The sequence below is a fragment of the Mycobacterium helveticum genome, from assembly GCF_007714205.1.
Classification (GTDB): Bacteria; Actinomycetota; Actinomycetes; order Mycobacteriales; family Mycobacteriaceae; genus Mycobacterium; species Mycobacterium helveticum.
On record NZ_VMQU01000092.1, the window covers coordinates 1 to 21,970 of the forward strand.

Annotated in this window: 26 protein-coding genes, 1 tRNA gene and 1 pseudogene; 14 read left to right on the forward strand and 14 right to left on the reverse strand. The window is 68.4% G+C overall.

What is annotated here, in order from left to right:
• From FPZ47_RS19140 to FPZ47_RS19165, 6 genes and pseudogenes are all read right to left on the reverse strand, one after another.
• Positions 1-450: PE family protein (locus FPZ47_RS19140; protein ID WP_145039540.1), on the reverse strand; the 450-nt coding region annotated here is incomplete at its 3' end.
• A gap of 394 nt (positions 451-844) precedes the next feature.
• Positions 845-1,254 (reverse strand): annotated as a pseudogene (locus tag FPZ47_RS30700) (DUF222 domain-containing protein).
• A 97-nt stretch (positions 1,255-1,351) separates the two neighbouring features.
• Entirely contained in the window at positions 1,352-1,789 is a 438-nt protein-coding gene (locus FPZ47_RS19150; RefSeq protein ID WP_144953896.1) for a carboxymuconolactone decarboxylase family protein, read from the reverse strand.
• A gap of 11 nt (positions 1,790-1,800) precedes the next feature.
• Positions 1,801-2,649: an NAD(P)-dependent oxidoreductase gene (locus FPZ47_RS19155; protein ID WP_144953882.1), complete on the reverse strand. Its 849-nt coding sequence runs from the start codon at positions 2,647-2,649 to the stop codon at positions 1,801-1,803.
• Complete coding sequence (locus FPZ47_RS19160) at positions 2,646-3,395, reverse strand: SDR family oxidoreductase (RefSeq protein WP_144953879.1); 750 nt, start codon at positions 3,393-3,395, stop codon at positions 2,646-2,648. Before FPZ47_RS19160 ends, FPZ47_RS19155 begins: the two co-directional genes overlap by 4 nt.
• A 15-nt stretch (positions 3,396-3,410) precedes the next feature.
• Positions 3,411-4,880 (reverse strand): aldehyde dehydrogenase, encoded by a 1,470-nt coding sequence (locus FPZ47_RS19165; RefSeq protein WP_144953877.1) that lies wholly within the window; start codon positions 4,878-4,880, stop codon positions 3,411-3,413.
• A gap of 222 nt (positions 4,881-5,102) precedes the next feature.
• On the opposite strand from FPZ47_RS19165, the gene FPZ47_RS19170 reads away from it, so the two are divergent.
• The 10 genes from FPZ47_RS19170 (at position 5,103) to FPZ47_RS19215 (ending at position 12,449) form a co-directional block, all read left to right on the forward strand.
• Entirely contained in the window at positions 5,103-5,741 is a 639-nt protein-coding gene (locus FPZ47_RS19170) for a TetR family transcriptional regulator (RefSeq protein WP_144953874.1), read from the forward strand.
• Entirely contained in the window at positions 5,738-6,973 is a 1,236-nt protein-coding gene (locus FPZ47_RS19175; RefSeq protein WP_144953871.1) for a cytochrome P450, read from the forward strand. Before FPZ47_RS19170 ends, FPZ47_RS19175 begins: the two co-directional genes overlap by 4 nt.
• A gap of 27 nt (positions 6,974-7,000) precedes the next feature.
• Positions 7,001-7,825, forward strand: coding sequence for an SDR family oxidoreductase (locus FPZ47_RS19180; RefSeq protein ID WP_144953868.1), 825 nt, complete (start codon positions 7,001-7,003; stop codon positions 7,823-7,825).
• Positions 7,822-9,177: a cytochrome P450 gene (locus FPZ47_RS19185; RefSeq protein WP_144953865.1), complete on the forward strand. Its 1,356-nt coding sequence runs from the start codon at positions 7,822-7,824 to the stop codon at positions 9,175-9,177. The genes FPZ47_RS19180 and FPZ47_RS19185 overlap by 4 nt, the downstream gene beginning before the upstream one ends.
• Before the next feature lie 9 nt (positions 9,178-9,186).
• Complete coding sequence (locus FPZ47_RS19190) at positions 9,187-9,393, forward strand: ferredoxin (RefSeq protein ID WP_144953862.1); 207 nt, start codon at positions 9,187-9,189, stop codon at positions 9,391-9,393.
• Positions 9,394-9,395: 2 nt separating this feature from the next.
• Positions 9,396-9,935 carry a nuclear transport factor 2-like protein gene (locus FPZ47_RS19195; protein ID WP_144953858.1) on the forward strand — a complete coding sequence of 180 codons (540 nt, stop codon included), beginning with the start codon at positions 9,396-9,398 and terminating at the stop codon, positions 9,933-9,935.
• 154 nt (positions 9,936-10,089) lie between these two features.
• Positions 10,090-11,217, forward strand: coding sequence for an NDMA-dependent alcohol dehydrogenase (locus FPZ47_RS19200; RefSeq protein ID WP_144953855.1), 1,128 nt, complete (start codon positions 10,090-10,092; stop codon positions 11,215-11,217).
• Positions 11,218-11,235: 18 nt separating this feature from the next.
• Positions 11,236-11,568 (forward strand): oxidoreductase, encoded by a 333-nt coding sequence (locus FPZ47_RS19205; protein WP_144953852.1) that lies wholly within the window; start codon positions 11,236-11,238, stop codon positions 11,566-11,568.
• A complete protein-coding gene (locus tag FPZ47_RS19210) occupies positions 11,565-11,993 on the forward strand; it encodes a ketosteroid isomerase family protein (protein WP_144953849.1) in 429 nt (142 codons plus the stop codon). The genes FPZ47_RS19205 and FPZ47_RS19210 overlap by 4 nt, the downstream gene beginning before the upstream one ends.
• A 51-nt stretch (positions 11,994-12,044) precedes the next feature.
• A complete protein-coding gene (locus FPZ47_RS19215; protein WP_144953846.1) occupies positions 12,045-12,449 on the forward strand; it encodes an HIT family protein in 405 nt (134 codons plus the stop codon).
• Here the strand turns inward: FPZ47_RS19215 and FPZ47_RS19220 are convergent.
• Positions 12,437-13,882 (reverse strand): sensor histidine kinase, encoded by a 1,446-nt coding sequence (locus tag FPZ47_RS19220; protein ID WP_145039543.1) that lies wholly within the window; start codon positions 13,880-13,882, stop codon positions 12,437-12,439. The two genes, FPZ47_RS19215 and FPZ47_RS19220, sit on opposite strands and share 13 nt — an antisense overlap.
• Before the next feature lie 67 nt (positions 13,883-13,949).
• Positions 13,950-14,669: a two-component system response regulator PhoP gene (phoP, locus tag FPZ47_RS19225; protein ID WP_144953843.1), complete on the reverse strand. Its 720-nt coding sequence runs from the start codon at positions 14,667-14,669 to the stop codon at positions 13,950-13,952.
• 174 nt (positions 14,670-14,843) lie between these two features.
• On the opposite strand from phoP, the gene FPZ47_RS19230 reads away from it, so the two are divergent.
• Both FPZ47_RS19230 and FPZ47_RS19235 read left to right on the forward strand, forming a co-directional pair.
• Positions 14,844-15,572 (forward strand): hypothetical protein, encoded by a 729-nt coding sequence (locus FPZ47_RS19230; protein WP_144953840.1) that lies wholly within the window; start codon positions 14,844-14,846, stop codon positions 15,570-15,572.
• A 27-nt stretch (positions 15,573-15,599) separates the two neighbouring features.
• Positions 15,600-15,671, forward strand: a tRNA-Thr gene (locus FPZ47_RS19235).
• An 8-nt stretch (positions 15,672-15,679) separates the two neighbouring features.
• Here the strand turns inward: FPZ47_RS19235 and FPZ47_RS19240 are convergent.
• Positions 15,680-16,003: a WhiB family transcriptional regulator gene (locus tag FPZ47_RS19240; protein WP_144953837.1), complete on the reverse strand. Its 324-nt coding sequence runs from the start codon at positions 16,001-16,003 to the stop codon at positions 15,680-15,682.
• 153 nt (positions 16,004-16,156) lie between these two features.
• Here FPZ47_RS19240 and FPZ47_RS19245 point away from each other — a divergent pair, with 153 nt between their 5' ends.
• The gene (locus FPZ47_RS19245; RefSeq protein WP_144953834.1) at positions 16,157-16,810 is read left to right on the forward strand and encodes a response regulator transcription factor; all 654 of its coding nucleotides are present in this window, start codon (positions 16,157-16,159) and stop codon (positions 16,808-16,810) included.
• Positions 16,810-17,997, forward strand: coding sequence for a sensor histidine kinase (locus tag FPZ47_RS19250; protein WP_144953831.1), 1,188 nt, complete (start codon positions 16,810-16,812; stop codon positions 17,995-17,997). Before FPZ47_RS19245 ends, FPZ47_RS19250 begins: the two co-directional genes overlap by 1 nt.
• On the opposite strand, the gene FPZ47_RS19255 is transcribed toward FPZ47_RS19250, so the two are convergent.
• The 5 genes from FPZ47_RS19255 to FPZ47_RS19275 all read right to left on the reverse strand — a co-directional run bounded on the left by FPZ47_RS19255 (position 17,936) and on the right by FPZ47_RS19275 (position 21,836).
• Positions 17,936-18,436 (reverse strand): hypothetical protein, encoded by a 501-nt coding sequence (locus FPZ47_RS19255; RefSeq protein ID WP_144953828.1) that lies wholly within the window; start codon positions 18,434-18,436, stop codon positions 17,936-17,938. The two genes, FPZ47_RS19250 and FPZ47_RS19255, sit on opposite strands and share 62 nt — an antisense overlap.
• Positions 18,437-18,505: 69 nt before the next feature.
• Complete coding sequence (locus FPZ47_RS19260; RefSeq protein WP_144953825.1) at positions 18,506-19,636, reverse strand: cellulase family glycosylhydrolase; 1,131 nt, start codon at positions 19,634-19,636, stop codon at positions 18,506-18,508.
• 188 nt (positions 19,637-19,824) lie between these two features.
• Positions 19,825-20,715 carry an MAP_0585 family protein gene (locus FPZ47_RS19265; protein ID WP_144953891.1) on the reverse strand — a complete coding sequence of 297 codons (891 nt, stop codon included), beginning with the start codon at positions 20,713-20,715 and terminating at the stop codon, positions 19,825-19,827.
• Between the two features lie 55 nt (positions 20,716-20,770).
• Positions 20,771-21,235 (reverse strand): lipoprotein LpqH, encoded by a 465-nt coding sequence (locus FPZ47_RS19270; protein WP_144953822.1) that lies wholly within the window; start codon positions 21,233-21,235, stop codon positions 20,771-20,773.
• Positions 21,236-21,434: 199 nt separating this feature from the next.
• Positions 21,435-21,836 carry a nitroreductase family deazaflavin-dependent oxidoreductase gene (locus FPZ47_RS19275; protein ID WP_144953819.1) on the reverse strand — a complete coding sequence of 134 codons (402 nt, stop codon included), beginning with the start codon at positions 21,834-21,836 and terminating at the stop codon, positions 21,435-21,437.
• Between the last annotated feature and the right edge of the window lie 134 nt (positions 21,837-21,970).

Sequence of the window (21,970 nt, forward strand, 5' to 3'; positions counted from 1 at the left end):
CCCGCCGACCCCGCCGCTACCCCCCGGCGTGGTCGCATCAGCACCATTGACAAACAACGAACGCCCCGTCAGATCCCGCACCGGCGAGAACACACCGAACGGCTGCGCCGCATTCACCAACGCCGTCACCGGATTCCCACCCCAACCCGCGCCCGTGGCCGCAGCACTGAGCACCTCCTGCGCCACATACATCCCGCTACCCTTGCTCACCGCCGCCGCGAACTGCTCATGGAACAGGTTCACCTGCCCCATCAACGACTGAAACTGCCGACCATGCGCGCCGAACAACGCCGAAACAGCGGCCGACACCTCATCCTGCGCCGCCACCAACACCGACGTCGTCGACGGCGCCGCCGCCACGCTCGCCGCGCGGATCGACGACCCGATACTGCTCAAGTCCGCCGACGCCGCGACCAACGACTCCGGTACAGCGATCAAAAAAGACGACATCGTGGGCTCCACTCACCTCAAGGCGACCAAACACCAACAACGACAACGACAACGCAATCGACGCGGGGACAGCTGCAGACCTAATGAAACCGCCCACCATATATATCAGTGACACAGATCACTGTCGACGGAAGGCCTGCGGTGTTTCTGACTTTGCGATAGAGCAATCCAGGGGCGCACCGGTGGCCCCTCCGTGGAGACAGAAAATGCGGCCGCTGCGGTCACCTTTGCCGGTGGTCGGCCCTGCTGGCTTATCAGCCAGGTGAAACACAGGATTCTGATGTGTGCGTTGCGGTAGAACCCCGATCCGTTTGTGGTGCCGGAGAGCCTGAGATAGAGAGACGACCCGCTCCGATAACCTTCTCGAACTGCTCAACCTTCTCGCGCAGTCCGCTCACCGAGAATGCGCCGGTCGGTGATTACGATGACGTCGTCGAAGATGCGCTGGCCGAACTGTGGAGGCCAACCGCTTCGCGTGACGGGGCGCCAGCGCCTTGTCGTACTCAAAGATCGCCAGACAGTGGTGCGCGTGGCCGGCCATGCGGATCACATCGGACATCGGTAGCAGCGTGCCGGCGCTTCCAACTCCGTCAGGGTAGTGATCTTGACGATCGACACGGGCAGCCCGTCGTGCGGTCCCAACCGTCCGGACGCCACCAGCCGCCGGCAGTCCGGCGCCCAGTCCGTCGTGGTTGCGCTCATGCCGTCGAATCTGCCGTCGAATTCCGGGTTGCCCAGCATGACGCAGCGCTTGCGGGCCCGCTCCTGACCTCTGGATTCTCCATCGGGATTGAGCCAGTCCATGATCCGCTGGGCATACTTGGCCAACTCGCCGACCTGCACGGCGAGCACGTCGATCAGCGCGTGCCCGGGTGTCCGCAGCCGGCGCACCACCCGCGCCCTACTCCCGCGCGTCGCCCGAGTTCATCTTCAACGCGGCCTCCACGTTGGCCTTCTTGTCCTCACCGGCGCCCTTGGCCGCGGCCTTCTTGCGCTTGGCCACGACGGCGCCGACCGCGCCGTTGAACGCCGAACCCAGCGGGAAGCCGAGATAGTGGGTGAGAAAGACGGCCATCTCCTTGAGTTCGTCCTCGGAGAGTTCGCCGTTGAGCAGTGCCGCGTTGATCTGGATCTCGGCGAGGTCGCGACTTCCGATGGCGGTCACCGCCGTCAACGTCATGATGCGTTTGTCACGCATCGACAGTCCCGGCCGGGTCCAGATGCTGCCGAACAGGTGGTCGACGGTCAGGTCGAAGTACGCGTCGCCCTCGATGTTGGGCATCTCCCAGCCGTAGACCTCGTTCATCTTCTCGAGGCCCTTGCGGCGCAGCTCGTCCATTGCGTCTCCCATCAGTCCGAGTGCGGTACGCCGAGGCCGTCCGCCAGCCGCCGCAAGGCCAGCCGGGCCAGCGGCAGGTCGACCGACACCGCCTCGCCCAGCGCCAGTGCCAGTGCCAGGTCCTTCTCCCCCAGGCCACGCGCGTGCACGAAGGACTGGTACAGAAAGTTGTCCGGCTCAAGGGGTTTCATGTTGTCACGCACCATGATGGCCCCCGGCCCCCCGGTCAGCGCGTCGGTGTGGCGCACCACCCGGCCCAGCGCCTGCAGGTCCAGCCCGGCCGCCTCGGCCAGCTTCATGGCCTCGCCCGCGGCGGCGTAGGAGGTGAACGTCAACATGTTGCGGGCCAGCTTCATCCGCGTTCCCGCACCCGGCTCGCCGGCATGGATGACCAGCGACGCCCACTGCTTGAACTCCGGCTTGATCCGCTCGTACACCGCCCGCTCGGCGCCCACCATGGTGGCGAGTTCTCCCCTTTCGGCGGCACCGCCGCCGCCGCTGACGGGGGCGTCGACGATGTGGATCTCCCGCGGTCCGAGCTGCGCGGCCAGTTCGGCGGCGGTGGTGTCGGCGATGGTCGAGTGGATCGCGATGACGGTGCCGGGCTTCGCATTGGCGGCCACCTCGCCGACGACCTCGCGCACCTGCGCGTCGTCGAGGACGGTGACGTGGACGAGGTCGGCGGTGGCGACCGCGGCCACGCTGCCGGCCGGCGTCGCGCCGGCCTCGGCCAGCGGCGTCATCGCCTCGGCGCGCACGTCGAAGACCGTGAGTCCGCCCGGCCAGCCGGTCAGCCGCCTGGCCATCGGCGCGCCCATGTTGCCCAGCCCGATGTAGCCCAGCCTCAACTGATCGCTCATGACCGGATTATCTGCCCGCCGTCGACGTTGAAGATCTGCCCGGTGATCCAGGCGGCCTCGTCGGACAGCAGGAACAGGCACATCCCGACCAGATCATCGGGCGTTCCCATGCGCGACAACGGAAGACCCTTGACGATGTCGGCGACCATCTCCGCCGGCGTGGTGGTGCGGTTGGCCTCGGTGTCGATCGGTCCGGGCGCGATCGCGTTGATCCGGATGTTCTGGCCGCCCAGCTCGCGCGAAAGCTGCTGGGTCAGACCGTTGATGCCGACCTTGGCCAGGCCGTAGAAGTTGGAGTACAGCCACGCCGCGGTGGACGACTGGTTGACGATCGCCCCGCCGCCGCGCTTGGCCATCTTCTTGTACACCGCGCGAGTGCACCACAGCGCGCCGTCGAGGTTCACGCTCATGAACTTCTTGTAGTACTCCGGGTCGACGGTGACCAGGAAGTCCAGTTTCATGCCCCCGAAGATGGCGGCGTTGTTCACCAGGTAGTCGATGCCGCCGAACTCGGCGAGCGTGGCATCGGCCATCGCCTTGGCCGAAGCAGGGTCGGAGACGTCGACCGGGACGGCCAGCGCCGTGCCGCCGTCGGCGGCGATCTGCTTGGCCACCGCCTCGGCGGCCTCGGCCTTGATGTCGGCCACGACGACCGCGGCACCCTCACGGGCCAGCGCCTCGGCGTACGCCTGGCCGATCCCGCCCCCGGACCCGGTGACGATGGCGACTTTGTTGGCGAACCGCATGCTATTCGGGCTCCTCTAGTTGATTGCCGTGGCGATGGTCTTGATTTCCAGGTACTCCTCGAAACCGGCCAGACCCATCTCGCGACCGTTTCCGGACTGCTTGTAGCCACCGAACGGCGCATCGGCCGAATACCACACGCCGCCATTGACGTTGACCGTGCCCGCGCGGACCCGCGCGGCCGCCCTCGCCGCCCGCTGCGGGTCGGCGCCGAACACCGTGCCCGACAGCCCGTACGGCGAGTCGTTGGCGATGCGGACCGCGTCCTCGTCGCCGTCGTGCGGGATCACCGTCAGGACCGGGCCGAAGATCTCCTCGCGCGCACAGCGCGCGTCGTTGCCCAGCCCCGCAATCACGGTCGGCTCGATGAAGAACCCGACCTCCCGGTCGGCCGGACGGCCGCCGCCGCACGCGAAAGTGCCGCCCTCGGCGATCGCCGAGTCGAGGTAGCCCTGTATCCGGTCGCGCTGGCGGGCCGAAATCACGGGCCCGCAAATGGTTCCGGGGTCGGTGGGGTCGCCGGCCTTGATACCGGCCATCGTGGCGGCGGCGATGGAGACGGCTTCGTCGTAGCGCGCTCGCGGCACCACCAACCGGGTGGTGATGGCGCAGCCCTGCCCCGCGTGCATACACACCGAGAACCCGGCCACCCCCACCGCGCCGCTCAGATCGGCGTCGTCGAGGACGATGAACGCCGACTTGCCACCCAGCTCGAGGAAGACCTTCTTGATGGTCGCGGCGCCGTCGGCCATCACGCTGCGACCGGTGGCGGTCGAGCCGGTGAACGAAATCATGTCCACCCGAGGGTCTTTGGCCAGCAGCGCGCCCACGGCGTGGTCGCTGGACGTGACGATGTTGATGACACCGGGCGGGAAGTCGGTGTGCTCGGCGATGAGCTCCCCGAGCACGGCGGCACACCAGGGCGTATCGGGGGCGGGCTTGAGGACGACGGTGTTTCCGGCGGCCAGCGCGGGACCGATCTTGGCGAGGTTGATCTGGTGGGGAAAGTTCCACGGGGTGATGGCGCCGACGACGCCGACCGCCTCGCGGGCGATGGTGCGCCGCGTGGGGATGCCCATCGGCGCCGCCTCGCCGAGATCCTGGCTGTACTCGTAGGATTCGGCGGTGTCGGCGGCGAACGCGAGGTCGTTGACCGGGACCTCGAGCTGAGCGATGCCGGTGAGCATCCGCGGCGCGCCGACTTCGGCGATGGTCAGGCCGCGCAGCTCTTCGAGGTGCTGCCGCATCGCTTCGCGCAGCTGGCGCACGCACCGCACCCGCAGTGCGGTGTCGCGCGACCAGTCCGTCTCGTCGAAGGCGCGCCGCGCGGCCTCGATGGCGCGGCCCATGTCGTCAGCGCCGGCGTCGGCGGCGACACCGAGCACCTCCTCGGTCGCCGGGTTGATCGTCGGGAAGGTGCCGGCGCTGCCGGCCGACATCGTGCCGTCGATGAAAAGTTCACTCACGCCGTCGGCCAGCAAGGCCATCTCGCGCTCCCGTCTTCGCGTGGCGGACCGTGGGCCCGGAACCCGCGGAACATCAAGTGGACACTTGTCCGGTATTGCCCCAGGGAACCATAGCCGCCAGGTTGGCGGCGGGGCAAGGGGCGAGGCCGGGAACGGCGCGTAGGCACACAGATATTCGCCGCTAGACTGCCCATTTCACGCGTGGCCTTGCCAGGTGCCGAGTCGATCCGTTAGCTTGGACAGGTGTCCAGCGATGCTCTGGTGACGCCGTCATCTCCGGCTGGGCGGCCCGCCGGTCACGCGCCGCGCAACCGCCGCCAGGAGGAGACGTTTCGCAAGGTGCTGGCCGCTGGCGTCGAAACCCTGCGCGAGACGTCGTACGCCGACCTGACGGTGCGCGCGGTGGCGGCGCGGGCCAGGGTCGCCCCGGCCACCGCCTACACCTACTTCTCGTCGAAGAACCACCTGATCGCCGAGGTCTATCTGGACCTGGTCCGGAAGGTCCCGTTCTTCACCGACGTCAACGACTCCATGTCCACCCGGGTGGAGATGGTGTTGCGCCAGCTGGCGCTGGTGGTGGCCGACGAGCCGGAGGTCAGCGCCGCCTGCACGACGGCATTGCTCAGCGGCGGCGGCGACCCGGCGGTGCGCGCCGCGCGCGACCGCATCGGCGCGGAGATCCACCGTCGCATCACGTCCGCCATGGGCCCCGACGCCGATCCCACCGCCGTGTCGGCGCTGGAGATGTCGTTTTTCGGCGCGCTCGTTCAGGCCGGCAGCGGCGAATTCACCTATCGCGAGATCGCCGACCGGCTGGCCTACGTGGTGAAGCTCATCCTCACCGGCGCCGGAGAGACAAGCCAGGAGACACGCAGCGAATGACCGTACATCTCGGGGACCACGAGCTGGTGCTCGATCCCTACGACTACGACTTCCACGAAGATCCGTATCCGTACTACCGGCGGCTGCGCGACGAGGCCCCGCTGTACCGCAACGAGGAACTGAAGTTCTGGGCGGTGTCGCGGCACGGCGACGTGCTGCAGGGGTTCCGCAACAGCACCACGCTGTCCAACAAGTACGGCGTCTCGCTGGACCCGGCGTCACGCGGCCCGCACGCGTCCAAGACGATGTCGTTCCTGGCGATGGACGATCCCGCCCACCTGCGGCTGCGCACCCTGGTGTCGAAAGGCTTCACCCCCCGCCGGATCCGGGAACTCGAGCCCCGGGTCACCGCGATCGCGACACGGCACCTGGACACGATGCTGGAGAAGGCCAGGTCGTCGGCGTCGCGCGCCGGCGACTGCGTCGACTATGTCGACGAGTTCGCCGGCAAGCTGCCCATGGACGTCATCTCCGAGCTGATGGGGGTTCCCGAAGCCGATCGCGCCCAGGTACGGGCCTGGGCCGACAAGGTGATGCACCGCGACGCGGGGGTCACCGACGTCCCGCCGGAGGCCGTCGAAGCCTCCCTGCACCTGATCGTCTACTACCAGGGGATGGTGGCCGAGCGGCGCGAGAAGCCCACCGACGATCTGACCACGGCACTGCTGGAGGCCGAGATCGACGGCGACCGGCTCACCGACGACGAAGTCCTCGGGTTCATGTTCCTGATGGTGATAGCCGGCAACGAGACGACCACCAAACTCCTTGCCAATGCGGCATTTTGGGGCCACAGGAATCCCGACCAACTGACGCCGGTCTACGCCGACCTGTCCCGGGTGCAGCTGTGGGTCGAGGAGACCCTGCGCTACGACACGTCCAGCCAGATCCTGGCCCGCACCGTCTCCGGCGAGCTCACCCTCCACGACACCACCCTTCCCGAGGGCGACGTCCTGCTGCTGCTGCCCGGTTCGGGGCACCGCGACGAGCGGGTCTTCGATCGCCCCGACGAATTCCTGATCGGGCGCGAAATCGGGCCCAAGCTCCTCAGTTTCGGCAGCGGGGCGCATTTCTGCCTGGGCGCGCACCTGGCCCGCATGGAGGCGCGGGTGGCCCTCACCGAGTTGTTCAAGCGAATCCGCGGGTACGAGGTCGACGAGGCCAACGCCGTCCGCGTCCACTCCAGCAATGTCCGCGGATTCGCCCACCTACCGATGACTCTCACAACCCGATGACTCTCACAATCAACTGAAGGCCCGCGCATGCCCCGCTTTGACCCCCTGCCCGAACGTCGGCCGGCGATCGTGGCCGGCGCCTCCTCCGGCATCGGGGAGGCCACCGCCATCGAGCTCGCGGCCCACGGCTTCCCGGTCGCCCTGGGTGCGCGCCGCGTCGAGAAGCTGAACGACATCGTCGGCAAGATCAACGCCGACGGCGGCGAGGCGGTCGGATTCCACCTGGACGTCACCGACCCGGATTCCGTGAAATCCTTTGTCGCACGGTCTGTTGAAGCACTCGGCGACATCGAGGTGCTGGTGACCGGCGCGGGCGACACCTACTTCGGCAAGCTCGCCGAGATCGCAGGCGACGAGTTCGAGTCGCAGCTGCAGATCCACCTCGTCGGCGCCTTCCGGTTGGCCGCCGCGGTGCTGCCGGGGATGCTCGAGCGGCAGCGCGGCGATGTGATCTTCGTCGGCTCCGACGTGGCTTTGCGCCAGCGGCCACACATGGGCGCCTACGGCGCCGCCAAGGCCGCGCTCGTCGCCATGGTCACCAATTTCCAGATGGAACTCGAGGGCACCGGCGTGCGGGCCTCGATCGTGCATCCCGGCCCGACCAAGACGTCGATGGGCTGGAGCCTGCCGGCCGAGAAGATCGGTCCCGCGCTGCAGGACTGGGCCAAGTGGGGCCAGGCCCGCCACGACTACTTCCTGCGGGCGGCCGACCTGGCACGAGCGATCACGTTCGTCGCCGAGACACCGCGCGGCGGCTTCATCGCCAACATGGAGCTTCAGCCCGAAGCGCCGTTGGCCGACAACAAAGACCGCCAGAAACTCGCGCTCGGCGAGGAAGGGATGCCGTCATGACAACCACCGCGATCGTGCCGCGGGTTTCCGGCGGCGAAGAAGAACACGGCCACCTCGAGGAGTTCCGCACCGACCCGATCGGGCTGATGCGGCGGGTCCGCGACGAGTGCGGGGACGCCGGCTGGTTCCAGCTGGCCGACAAGCACGTCATCCTGCTCTCGGGCGCCGAGGCCAACGAGTTCTTCTTCCGGTCCGCCGACGAGGACCTCGACCAGGCCGAGGCCTATCCGTTCATGACGCCGATCTTCGGCAAGGGCGTCGTCTTCGACGCCAGCCCCGAGCGGCGCAAGGAGATGCTGCACAACTCGGCGCTGCGCGGTGAGCACATGAAGGGCCACGCCACCACCATCGAGCGCGAAGTGCACCGGATGATCCAGACCTGGGGTGAGCGGGGCGAAATCGACCTGCTGGACTTCTTCGCCGAGCTGACCATCTACACCTCGACCGCGTGCCTGATCGGCACCAAGTTCCGCAACCAGCTCGACTCGCGGTTCGCGCACTTCTACCACCAGCTCGAGCGCGGCACGGACCCGCTGTGCTACGTCGACCCCTACCTGCCGATCGAAAGCTTCCGCATCCGCGACGAAGCCCGAAAAGGCTTGGTGGCGTTGGTGCAGGAAATCATGAACCGGCGCCTCGCCAACCCGCCGGCGGACAAGAGCGACCGCGACATGCTCGACGTGCTGGTGTCGATCACCGACGAGGAGGGCAACGCGCGGTTCTCGGCCGACGAGGTCACCGGGATGTTCATCTCGCTGATGTTCGCCGGGCACCACACGAGTTCGGGCACCTCGGCGTGGACGCTGATCGAGCTGATGCGCCACCCCGAATCCTACGCGGAGGTGGTCACCGAGCTCGACGAGCTCTACGCCGACGGGCAGGAGGTGAGTTTCCATGCGCTGCGCCAGATCCCGAAGCTGGAGAATGTCCTCAAAGAGACGCTGCGCCTGCACCCGCCGCTGATCATCCTGATGCGGGTGGCCCAGGGCGAGTTCGAGGTCGAGGGCTACCCGATCCACAAGGGCGATTTCGTCGCCGCCTCGCCGGCGATCTCCAACCGGATTCCCGAGGACTTCCCGGACCCCGACGACTTCGTGCCGCAGCGCTACGAGGAGCCCCGGCAGGAGGACCTGGTGAACCGGTGGACGTGGATTCCGTTCGGCGCCGGCAGACACCGCTGCGTGGGTGCGGCGTTCGCCCAGATGCAGATCAAGGCGATCTTCTCGGTGTTGTTGCGCGAGTACGAGTTCGAGATGGCCCAGCCGGCCGACAGCTATCGGAACGACCACTCGAAGATGGTGGTGCAGCTGGCCCGGCCCGCCACGGTGCGCTACCACCGCCGCCGCAAATAGGAGCTGACCATGGGTTTTCGAGTCGAGGCCGACCTGGATCTGTGCCAGGGCCATGCGATGTGCGAGCTGGAGGCCCCGGATTATTTCCGGGTGCCCAAGCGCGGCAAGGTCGAGATTCTGGACGCCGAGCCTCCCGAGGCGGCCCGCAGGGAGATCGAGCAGGCCGTCATGGCGTGCCCCACCCAAGCACTGTTCATCAAAGAGAAAGAGGATTGAGAATGCCGTCGCGCGAAGAACTCGAGGCATGGGTCGGCCGCTGGTTGCAGGCCAACAAGGACTGCGAGCAGGCCGGCGACTGGAGGCCGTTGGCGGGCTTCTACACCGAGGACGCCACCTACGGCTGGAACATCGGCCCCAAAGAGGACGTGATGTGCGTGGGCGTCGACGAGATCCGCGATATTGCCCTCGGTCTGGAGATGGAGGGCCTGGAGAACTGGGTCTATGAGTACCAGAAGGTGCTCATAGACGAAAAGCAGGGCGAGATCGTCGGCTTCTGGAAGCAGATCGTCAACAAGTCCGACGGCACCCGGGACGAGATCTACGGCATCGGCGGCAGCTGGTTTCGGCTCAACGGCGACAATCTCATCGAGTGGCAGCGTGACTTCTTCGACTTCGGTCACGTCGCGAAGATGTTCGCGGCGCTGATCGAATCCGGTGATCTGAGCACCGGCATGCAGAAACGGATCGAGCGCAGCCTCGCCGGGGAGAAGCTGCCCGGCTACTACCCGTTGGGCGAGGCCCCGGTCCCGATTTGGTAGCACGGGTGCGGAATGCCGCTCCCCCGTGTTTACACCGGGGTGACGCACGTCATAATGTTCACCGAGAACGAGAACACGTTCTAAATTGCCGTCCGGCCCCGGCCGGCCCCTTTCGCCGAACACTCGGGTCAGGGCTTGCTAGTGGAGGTTGTTCATGAAAACAAAAGGCGCGCTGATCTGGGAGTTCAACCAGCCGTGGTCGATCGAGGAAATCGAGATCGGTGACCCGGTCAAAGACGAGGTCAAGATCCAGATGGAGGCGTCGGGCATGTGCCACTCCGACCACCACCTGGTGACGGGCGGCATCCCGATGGCGGGCTTCCCGGTGCTCGGCGGGCACGAGGGCGCCGGCATCGTCACCGAGGTCGGCCCGGGCGTCGAGGACATCGCCCCCGGCGACCACGTCGTGCTGTCGTTCATCCCGTCCTGCGGCAAGTGCCCCACGTGCCAGGCGGGCCTGCGCAACCTGTGTGACCTGGGCGCCGGACTGCTCGGCGGTGCGGCCGTGTCCGACGGCACCTTCCGCATCCAGGCCCGCGGCCAGAACGTCTACCCCATGACGCTGCTGGGCACGTTCTCGCCGTACATGGTGGTGCACCAGAGCTCGGTGGTGAAGATCGACCCGTCGGTGCCGTTCGAGGTGGCCGCCCTGGTCGGCTGCGGTGTCACCACCGGCTACGGGTCGGCGGTCCGCACCGCCGACATCCGCCCGGGCCAGGACGTCGCCATCGTCGGCGTCGGTGGGGTCGGCATGGCCGCACTGCAGGGCGCCGTCAACGCCGGGGCCCGCTACATCTTCGCGATCGACCCGGTGGAGTGGAAGCGCGACCAGGCCCTGAAGTTCGGCGCCACCCACGTCTACCCCGACATGGACGCCGCGATGATGGGCATGGCCGAGGTCACCTACGGCCTGATGGCCCACAAGGTGGTGGTCACCGTCGGCGAGCTGCACGGCGCCGACGTCGACAACTACCTGAACATCACCGCCAAGGGCGGCACCTGCGTGCTCACCGCGATCGGCAGCCTGCTGGACACCAACGTCACCCTGAACCTGGCGATGTTGACCCTGATGCAGAAGAACCTGCAGGGCACCATCTTCGGCGGCGGCAACCCCCACTACGACATCCCGCAGCTGCTGTCGATGTACAAGGCCGGCAAGCTCAACCTCGACGACATGATCACCCGCCGGTACAAGCTGGAGCAGATCAACGACGGCTACCAGGACATGCTGGACGGCAAGAACATTCGCGGGGTCATCCGGTACACCGACGCAGACCGGTAAGAAGCCGCGGCCGCACGGGTGGCGAACTTACCGCACCTGCCGGCGCCGGGACGGATCGGTGCCATGGCGGTACGCAACCGGGTGGTCATGTCTGCGATGGAGACGATGTACGGCACCCCGGACGGGCTGGCGTCGCAGCGCACGCGTGACTGCTTCGCCGCCCGGGCCAGGGGCGGCGTGGGCCTGATCACGTTGGGCGCCAACGGCGTCGACCCGCAGCACCCCGAGGCCCCCGGCGGGCTGCACCTGGGCGCCGATGGCGCGGTCGGGGCGCACCGCGCGCCCGAGAAGGGCGGTGCCGAACACACACCAGAGGTGCTCGACACGCTGTGGAGACAGGAGAAACGATGACCGAAACCGCATCATCCCAGGCTTCGCCGGCCCTGGCCGCGTCGCAGCCGTCGTGGCGGTGCGTCCAAGCCCACGACCGGGAGGGCTGGCTGGCCCTGATGGCCGACGACGTCGTCGTCGAGGACCCGATCGGCAAGTCCGTCACCAACCCCGACGGCACCGGGGTGCGCGGCCGGGAGGCCGTCGGCGGCTTCTACGACACCAACATCGCGGCCAACCGCCTCACGATCACCTGCGAGGAGACGTTCCCGTCGAGCTCACCCGACGAGGTCGCTCATATCCTGGTGCTGCACAGCGAATTCGAGGGTGGCGTCACCAGCGAGGTCCGCGGGGTGTTCACCTACAAGGTCAACGATGCGGGGCTGATCACCAACATGCGCGGCTACTGGAACCTGGACATGATGAAGTTCGGCAACCAGGAGTAGCCGAACGGCCTCGGTCCGGCGGCCGATCCGGCCGCACCTATGCTGGGGCCCATGTCGTCGGTCTTCACCAAGATCATCAACCGAGAGCTGCCCGGCCGCTTCGTCTACGAGGACGACGACGTCGTCGCGTTCCTGACGATCGAGCCGATGACACAGGGCCACACGCTGGTGGTGCCGCGCGCCGAGATCGACCAGTGGCAGGACGTCGACGACGCGGTCTTCGCCCGCGTCATGTCGGCGAGCCAGCTGATCGGCAGGGCCGTGTGCAAAGCCTTCAACACCGAACGTGCCGGCATGATCATCGCCGGGCTGGAAGTGCCCCATCTGCACGTTCACGTGTTCCCCACCCGCAGCCTGGGCGACTTCGGCTTTGCCCACGTCGACCGCAACCCGTCGCCGGAATCGCTGGACGAGGCACAGGCCAAGATCAAGGCGGCCCTGGCTCAGCTGACCTGAACCGGCTCCTCCGGCACGGGCATGTCGCTCACCCGCGGCAGGGTGACCCGAAAGCAGCAACCGTCGCCGGGCGCGGTGGTCACGGTGACGGTGCCGCCGTGCGCGTGCACCAACGAGTCGACGATGGAAAGCCCGAGGCCGGTGCCGCCGCTGGCCCGGGCGCGTGACGAGTCGGTGCGATAGAAGCGCTCGAACACCCGTGCCGCATCCTCCCGGCTCATGCCGGGCCCCTTGTCGGCCACCTCGATCACCGCGTCGTCGTCGTCGGTGCCGACCCGCACGATGACGTCGGCGCTTTCCGGGGTGTGCTGTAGGGCGTTGACCAGCAGGTTGCTCAGCACCTGGCGGATCCGGGCCTCGTCACCAACCACCTCCGGGATGCCGGGCCCGTCGAAGACCTCCATCCTGATCGTGCGCTGGGGATCCACGGCCTGCGCGTCGTGCACCGCGTCGCTGGCCAGCGCCAGCAAATCCACCTGGTGATGTTCCAGCGGGCGCTGGGCGTCGAGGCGGGCCAGCAGCAGCAGATCCTCGACGAGCAGCCCCATCCGGCTGGCCTCGCTTTCGATCCGCGCCAGCAGCATCGACACGTCGCGCGCGGCGCCCTGGCGGTACAGCTCCGCGAAGCCGCGGATGGTGGTCAGCGGGGTGCGCAGCTCGTGGCTGGCGTCGGTGATGAACCGGCGCATCCGCTCCTCGGACCCGCGGGCCTGCTCGGCCGAGGACTCCGAGGACGCCAACGCCTCCTGGATCTGGGTCAGCATCCCGTTGAGCGCCAACGACAGCTGGCCCACCTCGGTGCGGGGATCGCGCTGCGGGATCCGTCGGTCCAGTTGGCCGCCGGCGATCGCCGCGGCGGTCTGTTCGACTTCGGACAGCGGCCGCAGGCTGCGCTGGACCACCGCGAAGCTGGCGATCCCGACGATGACCAGCACGCCCACCCCGATGCCGATCTGCAACCAGACCAGCGAGCGGACCGTGTGCTGGACGTCGGAGAGGTCGATCGCGACGGTCGTCAGGCCGTGCGGGCCGCGCACCGACACCGCCCGCCACTCGATGTCGGAGCCGTTGACCGAGGGCAAGGTCGTCGGATCGGGGCCCACGTCGTTGTCGGGCGGCAGCGCCGGTTCGGCGTTGCGGTCGTTGATGGCGGTGAACGGCGTGCCGTTGGTGCCGATGCCCCGCACGTAGAACTTCGACGGGGGCCGGCCGGGGTCCGGGCTCTCGTAGGGCGGCGGGGACTGCCGGCGCGGGGCCAGCGCCCAGCCGCGGGACGCCTCGAGCAGCGTCTGGTCGATCCGGCTGACCAGCACGTGACGCAGGATCGAGGTGACTGCGACCCCCGACACCAGCAGGCCGCAGCCCACCAGGATCAGGGTGGCGGCGACCAGACCCACCCGCAGCGGCACTCCGCGTCGAAACTGCTTGACCATCTCCGTATTCTTCGCCACCGGTCAACTATCTCGCCGCGCGTACCTCGTCGCGCGCCCGAGCGGGTGCTCAGCGCGGCTCGCGCAGCACATAGCCCACACCGCGCAGGGTGTGCAGAAGCCGCTTATCCCCGGTGTCGATCTTGCGGCGCAGGTATGACACGTAGGACTCGACGACGTTGACGTCACCGCCGAAGTCGTAACGCCAGACGTGGTCGAGGATCTTGGGCTTGCTCAGCACCGTGCCCGCGTTGATGACGAAGTAGCGCAGCAGCGTGAACTCCGTCGGCGACAGCGAGACCGGCTGACCGGCCTTCCACACCTCGTGGGTCTCTTCGTCGAGTTCGATGTCGGCGAACGTCAGCCGGGCGTTGCGGGGTTCCGCTCCGCCCTTGCCCGCGCGGCGGAGGATGACCCGCAGCCGGGCAACGACCTCTTCCAGACTGAACGGCTTGGTCACGTAGTCGTCTCCGCCGAGGGTCAGCCCCGCGATCTTGTCCTGCAGGGAGTCGCGGGCCGTCAGGAACAGCGCAGGCGCGTCGATACCGTCGGCGCGCAGCCGGCGCAGCACCCCGAACCCGTCCATGCCGGGCATCATCACGTCCAGGATCACCGCGTCCGGGCGGGCTTCGCGTGCCCGGTCCAGGGCCTGGGCCCCGTTGGTCGCGGTGTGCACCTCGAAGCCCTGGAATTTCAGGCTGACGGAAAGCAGTTCGACGATGTTGGCCTCGTCGTCGACCACGAGGATGCGAGCCTCCGGTTTGGGCTCGTTGTGGATAGCCGCTGTCATTGGGGCCTTCTGTCGTTCATTGAGCGTTGCCTTCATTGAGCGTTACCTTCACAGCAAGTGTGTAGTTACTGTGAGCACGGTGGTAACCGTCTGATAGTAGCCTGCCAGCCATCATGGCACCGCCGTCGGTCCGAACGCCGTTCATCGAGGTCGCGTCGCGAATAGACTTCAACCATGAACCTCGTCAAAAGCGTCGTGTCGCTGGCGACCGCCCCCGCGCGGACCGGACTCGCCGCCGCGGAGGTGAGCTTGAACGTCGCCTTCGTGGCCGTCGGCGTGGCCAAGCGCGCAGTGGGCGACGGCGGGACCGGCGCCGCGACGAACGGCGTGGCGTCCATGCTGGGGATCGACGACGCGATCGTGCGCGCCAACCGGTTGGCCAGGCTGATGGACGACGACGCGCCGCTCGGGCGCGCCGTGGCGCCCGACGGACCGCTGGACCGGCTGCTACGCCCGGGCGGCATGGTGGACATGCTGACCGCGCAGGGCGGCCTGCTGGACCGGCTGACCGCGGAGGGCGGCGGGCTGCAGCGCGCGTTGCAGCCCGGCGGGCTGGCCGACCAGCTGCTCGCCGAGGAAGGCCTGATCGAACGCGTGCTGTCCGAGGACGGGCTGGCCGACCGGCTGCTCGCCGACGGCGGACTGATCGACAAGCTGACCGCGAAGAACGGACCGCTCGAACAGCTCGCCGACGTCGCCGACACCCTGGCCCGGCTGACCCCCGGCATGGAGACGCTCGAGCCCGCGATCGAAACCCTGCAGGATGCCGTCATGGCGCTGACCATGGTGGTCAACCCGCTGAGCAACATCGCCGAGCGCTTTCCGTTTCCCGGACGACGGCTCCCGCGCCGCACCGTCTCGCGGCCCGTGCGCTCGACGCGCATCATCGACACCAACGAGTGATTCGTTAGGCTGGCACCGGTTTCACCGGCCTCCTTAGCTCAGTGGTAGAGCACTCGCCTTGTAAGCGAAAGGTCGTCAGTTCAATCCTGACAGGGGGCTCCGCGCGGTCAGGCCGATCGGCCGGTGCTGCGGTGCCTGCGCTGGGCGGCGAAGAACTCGGACCAGGACGTCACGTCCGGGTACTGCTTGAGCAACGCCCGCCGTTGGCGTTCGGTCATCCCGCCCCAGACACCGAAGTCCATCTGGTTGTCCAGCGCATCGGCGAGACACTCGGCGACGACGGGACAGTGCCGGCAAATGGCGGTGGCCTTCCGCTGCGCCTTGCCGCGAACGAACAGCTCGTCGGGGTCGGTGGAGCGGCATCGCGCCTTCGCCACCCACGCGAAGCGGGCTCCGTCCACGCTGTCGATGTCGGTGCTGGCTGCATCCATATCGAATACTCCTGTGCGGGTGCTCGCCCCCCGGCCACGACTATTCCGCAGCGGTTCGGCGGTGTCTGTCCGCCAGGCAACGGGTGCGCCGGCTGAATCTCACGTCCTCCGATCGGGGGAAACGACGGCAACCGCTGTGCGACACTACGAGCCATGCTCGGCCAGGCGGCGACGGACAAGGTGCGCGTGGTCGTGGGCGAAGACCACCCGCTGTTCCGTGACGGGCTCGTGCGCGCGCTGACATCGAGCGGCGTCGTCGAGGTGGTCGCCGAGGCCGACGACGGCGAAGCTGCCCTGACCCTGATCAAGACCCACCTGCCGGACGTCGCGCTGCTGGATTACCGGATGCCCGGAATGGACGGTGCACAGGTCGCGGCCGCGGTCCGGCGTGACGAGTTGCCGACGAGGGTGTTGCTGCTGTCGGCGCACGATGAGTCGGCGATCGTCTTCCACGCCCTGACCGAGGGCGCCGCGGGATTCCTGCCCAAGGAATCGACGAAAGCGGAGATCGTGCAGGGCGTGCTCGACTGCGCCAACGGCCGGGACGTCGTGCCGGCGGCCCTCGCCGCTGGTCTGGCCGGGGAGATCCGCCGCCGCGGCGAAGCCCAGACACCGGCGCTCAGCGTGCGGGAGGGAGAGGTCCTGAATTTCATCGCCCAGGGGCTGAGCATCCCCGCGATCGCCGCCGAACTGTACCTGGCTCCGTCCACGGTCAAGACCCACGTGCAACGGTTGTACGAGAAACTCGGCGTCGGTGACCGCGCCGCGGCCGTCGCGGCGGCGATGCGGCGCGGGCTGATCGAATGATGAACCGCCGCCCGGCTCGACTGGTCGACTTCGTCGCGGCCGAACCCGTTCGCCTGTCGGCGTTCCTGCGCCTGCCGCTGATCGGCTTGATCGTCCTGCTGGTCTCGTTGTGGGAGGTGGAGCACTGGTTACCGTTGGCCTATGCGCTGATCCTCGGCACCTACAGCGTCGCCGCACTGGTGTGGGTGGTGGTGGTGCTGCGCGGCCCGGTGCCGCCATGGGCCGGCTGGGCCTCGACGGGCATCGACGTGCTGACCGTGGTGGCGCTGTGCGTGGTGTCCGGTGGAGCCACCGTGGCATTGCTGCCGGTGTTCTTCCTGCTGCCGATTTCGGTGGCGTTTCAGGACCGCCCGTCGCTCACGGCCGCCGTCGGGATCGCCACGGCCGTCGGGTATCTGGGTGTGTGGATCGTCTACTCGAAGCGCGACGACACGGTCGAGCTGCCGAGCGTGGTGTACACCCATTTCGGGTTGCTGCTGTGGTTGGCGGCCGCGATGACCGCCCTGTGTTACTTCCTGACGCGCGCGGCGGCGCGCGTGGCGACCCTGCTCGACATGCGCCGCACGCTCGTCTCGGAGTCGATGCGCGCCGACGAGCGCCACTCGCGGGAACTGGCCGAACAACTCCACGACGGACCGCTGCAGGACCTGTTGGCGGCGCGGCTGGAACTCGACGAATTCCGCGAGCGTCATAGCGATCCGGCGCTGGACGCCGCCTACCAGGCGGTGCAGGACACGGCGACCCGGCTGCGCAGCGCCGTCACCGCACTCCATCCCCAGGTGCTCACCGAGGTGGGGCTGACCGCCGCGCTGCGCGAGCTGGTTCGCGACTACGAGCGCCGCGGCAACTTCGCCGTCGAAGCCGACCTCGAAGAGGTCGGCCGCCCGCGGTCCCAGTCGCTGTTGTACCGGGCGGCCCGCGAACTGCTCGCCAACGCGTACAAGCATGCGCGGGCGAGCACCGTGCGGGTCCGTCTCACCGGGGCGGGCGACACCATCACGCTGAGCGTCGCCGACGACGGAACCGGGTTCGATCCGGCCATCCTGAATCACTGTGTCGCCGCGGGGCACATAGGACTCGCCTCGCTGGCGGTCCGCATCGACGCGATGGGCGGATCGATGAAGCTCACGTCGGCGATCGGCGGTGGCACGCGGGCATCGGTGACCACGCCAGCCGGCGCAGAATGAATGCGCTCATCCCCGAACCGGGCCGAGACGCCGGCGGGACGGGCACCCCGTCCCAGCTGACCAGCGTCCAGCCGCGCCGGGGATCGCCCTGCATCACGACCATGCCGGTGTCGGCCAGCGGTGGGGTCAGCATGAGCACGGGGTCGTTGACGGTCATCAGCGCGCCGACCTCGATGGCGAATTCGCTCGACGACGCGGCGTCGGTGATCCGGCCGTTCGCGGCGTGCACCGGGTCGGCCATGGCCGTGGCGTACATCGTTTGCAGGGCGTTGTTGAAGCCCTGGCCGAAAACCACCCGGGCCCTGGCCCGCGAGCGCGTGCGCGACGGCCGCGCCGCCATTCCGGTCGTCGGGATCGCGGCGGCCAGACTGCTCGCACTCACCGCCGAACCGATCCGCGCCGCCTCCAACATGTCCGGCGCCACGACCACGAACGACATCGCTTCCCCCCGCGTCCGCGTATACCCCGCCATGATGGGGTCAGATCGGAAAAAGCCAGACGCCAACGACTATGCCATCGGGGTGGCCAGGGCCTTGATGGCTTGAATTTCGTTGTCCTGGAAGGGCCGTCCGTCCGGGCCCAGCAGGTCGTGGAACCACACCTTGGGAACCGCCGGGTAGGGGTGGTCCCAGGAATCCCAGGGCAAGTAGGTCTGGGTTTTGCCGGCGACCAGGCCCCAGTTGTAGGCGCCGACGTTGTGGCGTTTGGCCACCGGCAGGATGCCCTGGATGGTGCTGCCCTGGGTGCGGGCCATGTACTCGGTGCACAGGATCGGCCGCCCCTGCGGGGCGAGTTCGGCGATGCGGCTCTCAAACGTCGCCGGCTCGGCGTAGGAGTGAAAGGTGATCACGTCGGAGTTGTCGAGCTGGATGCCGGCAATCGTGCTGCGGCGCGCGGGCTCTGACCACTGGCCCTGCCAGACACCGCTCGTCAACGGCTGGCCGGGGTTGACCGCGCGTGCCCAACCGAACACCTGCGGGAGCAGGTCGGCGACACGCTCCAGCTTGTCTTTCCGCTCCACCGAGCGGTACACGCGGGCGGGGTTGTCGGGTTCGTTCCACACGTCCCAGCCCAGGACGCGGTCGTCGTTGCGGAACTGGCTCAGGACGCCGGTGACGTAGTCGTAGAGCACGCGCGTGTAGCGACGGTCATCGAGTCGTTCGGCGCCCGGGCTCTGCACCCACCCGGAGTTGTGGATCCCCGGCCGTGGCGCGCGCTGCCGGCCCGGTCTGGGGTGCGGGTCCCAGCAGGAGTCGAACAACACGAACAGGGGTTTGATGTTGTGACGCGCCGCGACGGCCACGAACTGCGCCAGGCGGCCCTGGAATCCGCGCGCATCCTGCGCCCAGAGCTGATCGTGCAGAAAAACCCGCACGGTGTTGAAGCCGGCCGCACGCGCCCAGCCCAACTCGGTGTCGATGCGCCGCGGGTCGTAGCTGCCCGGCTGGAACATCTCCAGTTGGTTGATGGCGTTCGACGGGATGAAGTTCGCCCCGACGAGCCAGCCCTGCGCCTGATACCACCGATTGGCCCGGTCCGGTGACCAGCGGGTCGTATCCGCGGAGGCGCGGGGCACCCGGGCCACCCCGGTCCCTGCGGCCAGAAGCAGCGGAAACTTCAGGGCCTCTCGGCGGCGCACGTTGGGCACAATAAGTTCATTAGGCGCCGTGCTCGGCCGCGCTTGCCGGAGCGCGACGACATGTCGTGACAATCGTTATCTTTTTGTCACCCGGGGGCGGGCAGCCGACATCGCGCCCCCCGGGCCCTCAGCGCAGTACGGCCTGAAAACCGTTGCAACCGAGCGCTTTCTCGGCATCCGTCCCCTCGTCAGTAGAGCGGGATCCAGTCACCGAAGAACCAGTAACCCCAGCCTCCGAACTGGGAGTTGAAGACGGGAGTCGCGGTGAAGGTGTTGTAGGCGAATGGACCGAAGTCGCTGCGGGCGGCGGCCTCGTCGCGCGGCGGGCCGTTCCACGGCCGGTTCCAACCGCCGGGAGGCGGCGGACCGTTCCATCCACCCGGGGGCGGAGGGCCGTCCCAGTTGGGTGGCGGGTGGCCGGGAGCGGGCCCGTCGTTCCAGCCGTACCCGCGCGGCGGCGGTGGCGGCGGAGCCCCGTGGTCCGGGACGCTGAAGCCCTGCGGTGCGTCTCTGGGACCGCCGACTTGCGCGGTCGGCCGGTCGTAGGCGCCGTGCGGGCGGTAAGCCGGATGAGGAGGCTGGGTACCCGGCGCTTGGAGCGGCGGCGGCGGCACCTGACCACCCGGCGGCGGCGGTGCCTGACCACCCGGCGGCGGCGGTGCCTGACCACCCGGCGGCGGCGGTGCCTGACCAACCGGCGGCGGCACCTGACCACCCGGCGGCGGCGGTGCCTGCCCACCCGGCGGCGGCACCTGACCACCCGGCGGCGGCACCTGACCACCCGGCGGCGGCGGTGCCTGCCCACCCGGCGGCGGCGGTGCCTGACCACCCGGCGGCGGCGGCGCCTGCCCACCCGGCGGCGGCGGTGCCTGACCACCCGGCGGCGGCGGCGCCTGACCACCCGGCGGCGGCACCTGACCACCCGGGCCGCCCGCGCCGCCCGGGCCGCCGCCGTGGCAGTTCGGGCACGGCGGTGGCGGCGGGTCAAGCGGGGCGGCCTGCGCGAACCCCGCGCTCAGCGAGATTGCCGAGATGCCGACACCCGTCGCGACCACCGCCGCACCGGCCACATGCTTCATAGACATAACTGCGTCCCCTCTGGGGCGGGGGCCCCGACGATGCTGGCGGCCCGTGCTACGGGCAGGTCACGTCCATCTCGAAAGACTTGGTCACCGGCTGCGGCTGCTGCGGGTTGCGCATGTCGACGCCGTAAGCGGTGCCCTTGATCGCGTACGACTTGCCGCTCGCGGCGGCACCGGCGTTGCCCGCCTGGTTCGGTGCGGCGTCGGAAAAGCCGAGCGTGACGCCGTTGACGCTGCCCAGACCGACCGAGTGGACGATCGGCGGGTTGCCGTTGCTGACGACCGCCCCGACTCCGTCGGACGCGTCGCCGATGCCGATATTGACGTTGTCACCCGACGGGGTGCACGAGACCTGGCCGCTGACGTTCTGCTTCTGACCGTCGACGACGACCTGCGTGCCCGGCGCCGCCGGCGCCGAACTCGACGCGCCGGTACTGGACTTGTTGCCCGAACAGCCGGCGCTGGCCGCGACCACCATGACCACACCGGCTACTCCGACCGCGATCCCACGCTTCACTACCGTTCTCCTTCGTGTCGCTGTACCACGGCTCCGCCGGCCGCGTCGCGGATACCCCCTACCGCGGGATGCGAAACGGCGGTGGTCCAGCGCGGGATCCTACGTCAGGTCGCCTCGCCCCGCAGGGCGGAAGCTCGCGGTGAATCCGCCGATCGCGCACCCGTTCGTTGCGTGCGGATCGATTTGGGAATCCGCGCTTTCATTCCCGCGCGGCCACCGCGGGCTCACGGCTCATCTTGAGGAAATTCTTGATCCCGAAGCGGGCGAACTCGCGTCGCCGTCGCGGCGAAAGCTGGTCGGATGCCGTAGCAGCGTCGATAATCTCCGGCCTTATGGCACAAGAGGTTTCGCCATGGACGCGGACGGTGGCCCGCCCGGCAGCCAGTACATTGCGGAGCCAGTCCACGCGCGTGCCGTAGGGCAGCGGAACGATGAAGCCGTCGCCGACCCGCTCCACCACCACCGGCGTGGTGTACGTTCTGCCCGAGCGCCGGCCCGTGTGCTCGATCACCCCTGCGTACCAATACTTCTGGCCGGCGACCAGTTTCATCACCGGATTCAGCACGTGTTTGTTGAACGCGCGGACCGCGTCGAGGACCATCTGCTGCTCCTTGAGCCGAGAGCCTCAGGCCACGGTAAGGCGCCGCCCGGAGGGGCTCTAGTGGTGTGTCTCGCAAATAGATAGCGTGTCGTTCGGTATTCTGGTGTGATGAGTGCACCAGCTGCGGCGTTGCC

Coding starts and splice junctions, on each gene's coding strand:
- FPZ47_RS19275 (WP_144953819.1), bottom strand. CDS start 21,836: ATGGTCCTCGACGCGGTCCGCGCGTTCAACAAACACGTGCTGAATCCG.
- FPZ47_RS19250 (WP_144953831.1), top strand. CDS start 16,810: ATGAACCGCCGCCCGGCTCGACTGGTCGACTTCGTCGCGGCCGAACCC.
- FPZ47_RS19155 (WP_144953882.1), bottom strand. CDS start 2,649: ATGAGCGATCAGTTGAGGCTGGGCTACATCGGGCTGGGCAACATGGGC.
- FPZ47_RS19240 (WP_144953837.1), bottom strand. CDS start 16,003: ATGGATGCAGCCAGCACCGACATCGACAGCGTGGACGGAGCCCGCTTC.
- FPZ47_RS19150 (WP_144953896.1), bottom strand. CDS start 1,789: ATGGACGAGCTGCGCCGCAAGGGCCTCGAGAAGATGAACGAGGTCTAC.
- FPZ47_RS19220 (WP_145039543.1), bottom strand. CDS start 13,882: ATGGTCAAGCAGTTTCGACGCGGAGTGCCGCTGCGGGTGGGTCTGGTC.
- FPZ47_RS19210 (WP_144953849.1), top strand. CDS start 11,565: ATGACCGAAACCGCATCATCCCAGGCTTCGCCGGCCCTGGCCGCGTCG.
- FPZ47_RS19245 (WP_144953834.1), top strand. CDS start 16,157: ATGCTCGGCCAGGCGGCGACGGACAAGGTGCGCGTGGTCGTGGGCGAA.
- FPZ47_RS19255 (WP_144953828.1), bottom strand. CDS start 18,436: ATGTCGTTCGTGGTCGTGGCGCCGGACATGTTGGAGGCGGCGCGGATC.
- FPZ47_RS19215 (WP_144953846.1), top strand. CDS start 12,045: ATGTCGTCGGTCTTCACCAAGATCATCAACCGAGAGCTGCCCGGCCGC.
- FPZ47_RS19195 (WP_144953858.1), top strand. CDS start 9,396: ATGCCGTCGCGCGAAGAACTCGAGGCATGGGTCGGCCGCTGGTTGCAG.
- phoP (WP_144953843.1), bottom strand. CDS start 14,669: ATGACAGCGGCTATCCACAACGAGCCCAAACCGGAGGCTCGCATCCTC.
- FPZ47_RS19230 (WP_144953840.1), top strand. CDS start 14,844: ATGAACCTCGTCAAAAGCGTCGTGTCGCTGGCGACCGCCCCCGCGCGG.
- FPZ47_RS19175 (WP_144953871.1), top strand. CDS start 5,738: ATGACCGTACATCTCGGGGACCACGAGCTGGTGCTCGATCCCTACGAC.
- FPZ47_RS19160 (WP_144953879.1), bottom strand. CDS start 3,395: ATGCGGTTCGCCAACAAAGTCGCCATCGTCACCGGGTCCGGGGGCGGG.
- FPZ47_RS19200 (WP_144953855.1), top strand. CDS start 10,090: ATGAAAACAAAAGGCGCGCTGATCTGGGAGTTCAACCAGCCGTGGTCG.
- FPZ47_RS19185 (WP_144953865.1), top strand. CDS start 7,822: ATGACAACCACCGCGATCGTGCCGCGGGTTTCCGGCGGCGAAGAAGAA.
- FPZ47_RS19180 (WP_144953868.1), top strand. CDS start 7,001: ATGCCCCGCTTTGACCCCCTGCCCGAACGTCGGCCGGCGATCGTGGCC.
- FPZ47_RS19190 (WP_144953862.1), top strand. CDS start 9,187: ATGGGTTTTCGAGTCGAGGCCGACCTGGATCTGTGCCAGGGCCATGCG.
- FPZ47_RS19265 (WP_144953891.1), bottom strand. CDS start 20,715: ATGAAGCATGTGGCCGGTGCGGCGGTGGTCGCGACGGGTGTCGGCATC.
- FPZ47_RS19165 (WP_144953877.1), bottom strand. CDS start 4,880: ATGGCCTTGCTGGCCGACGGCGTGAGTGAACTTTTCATCGACGGCACG.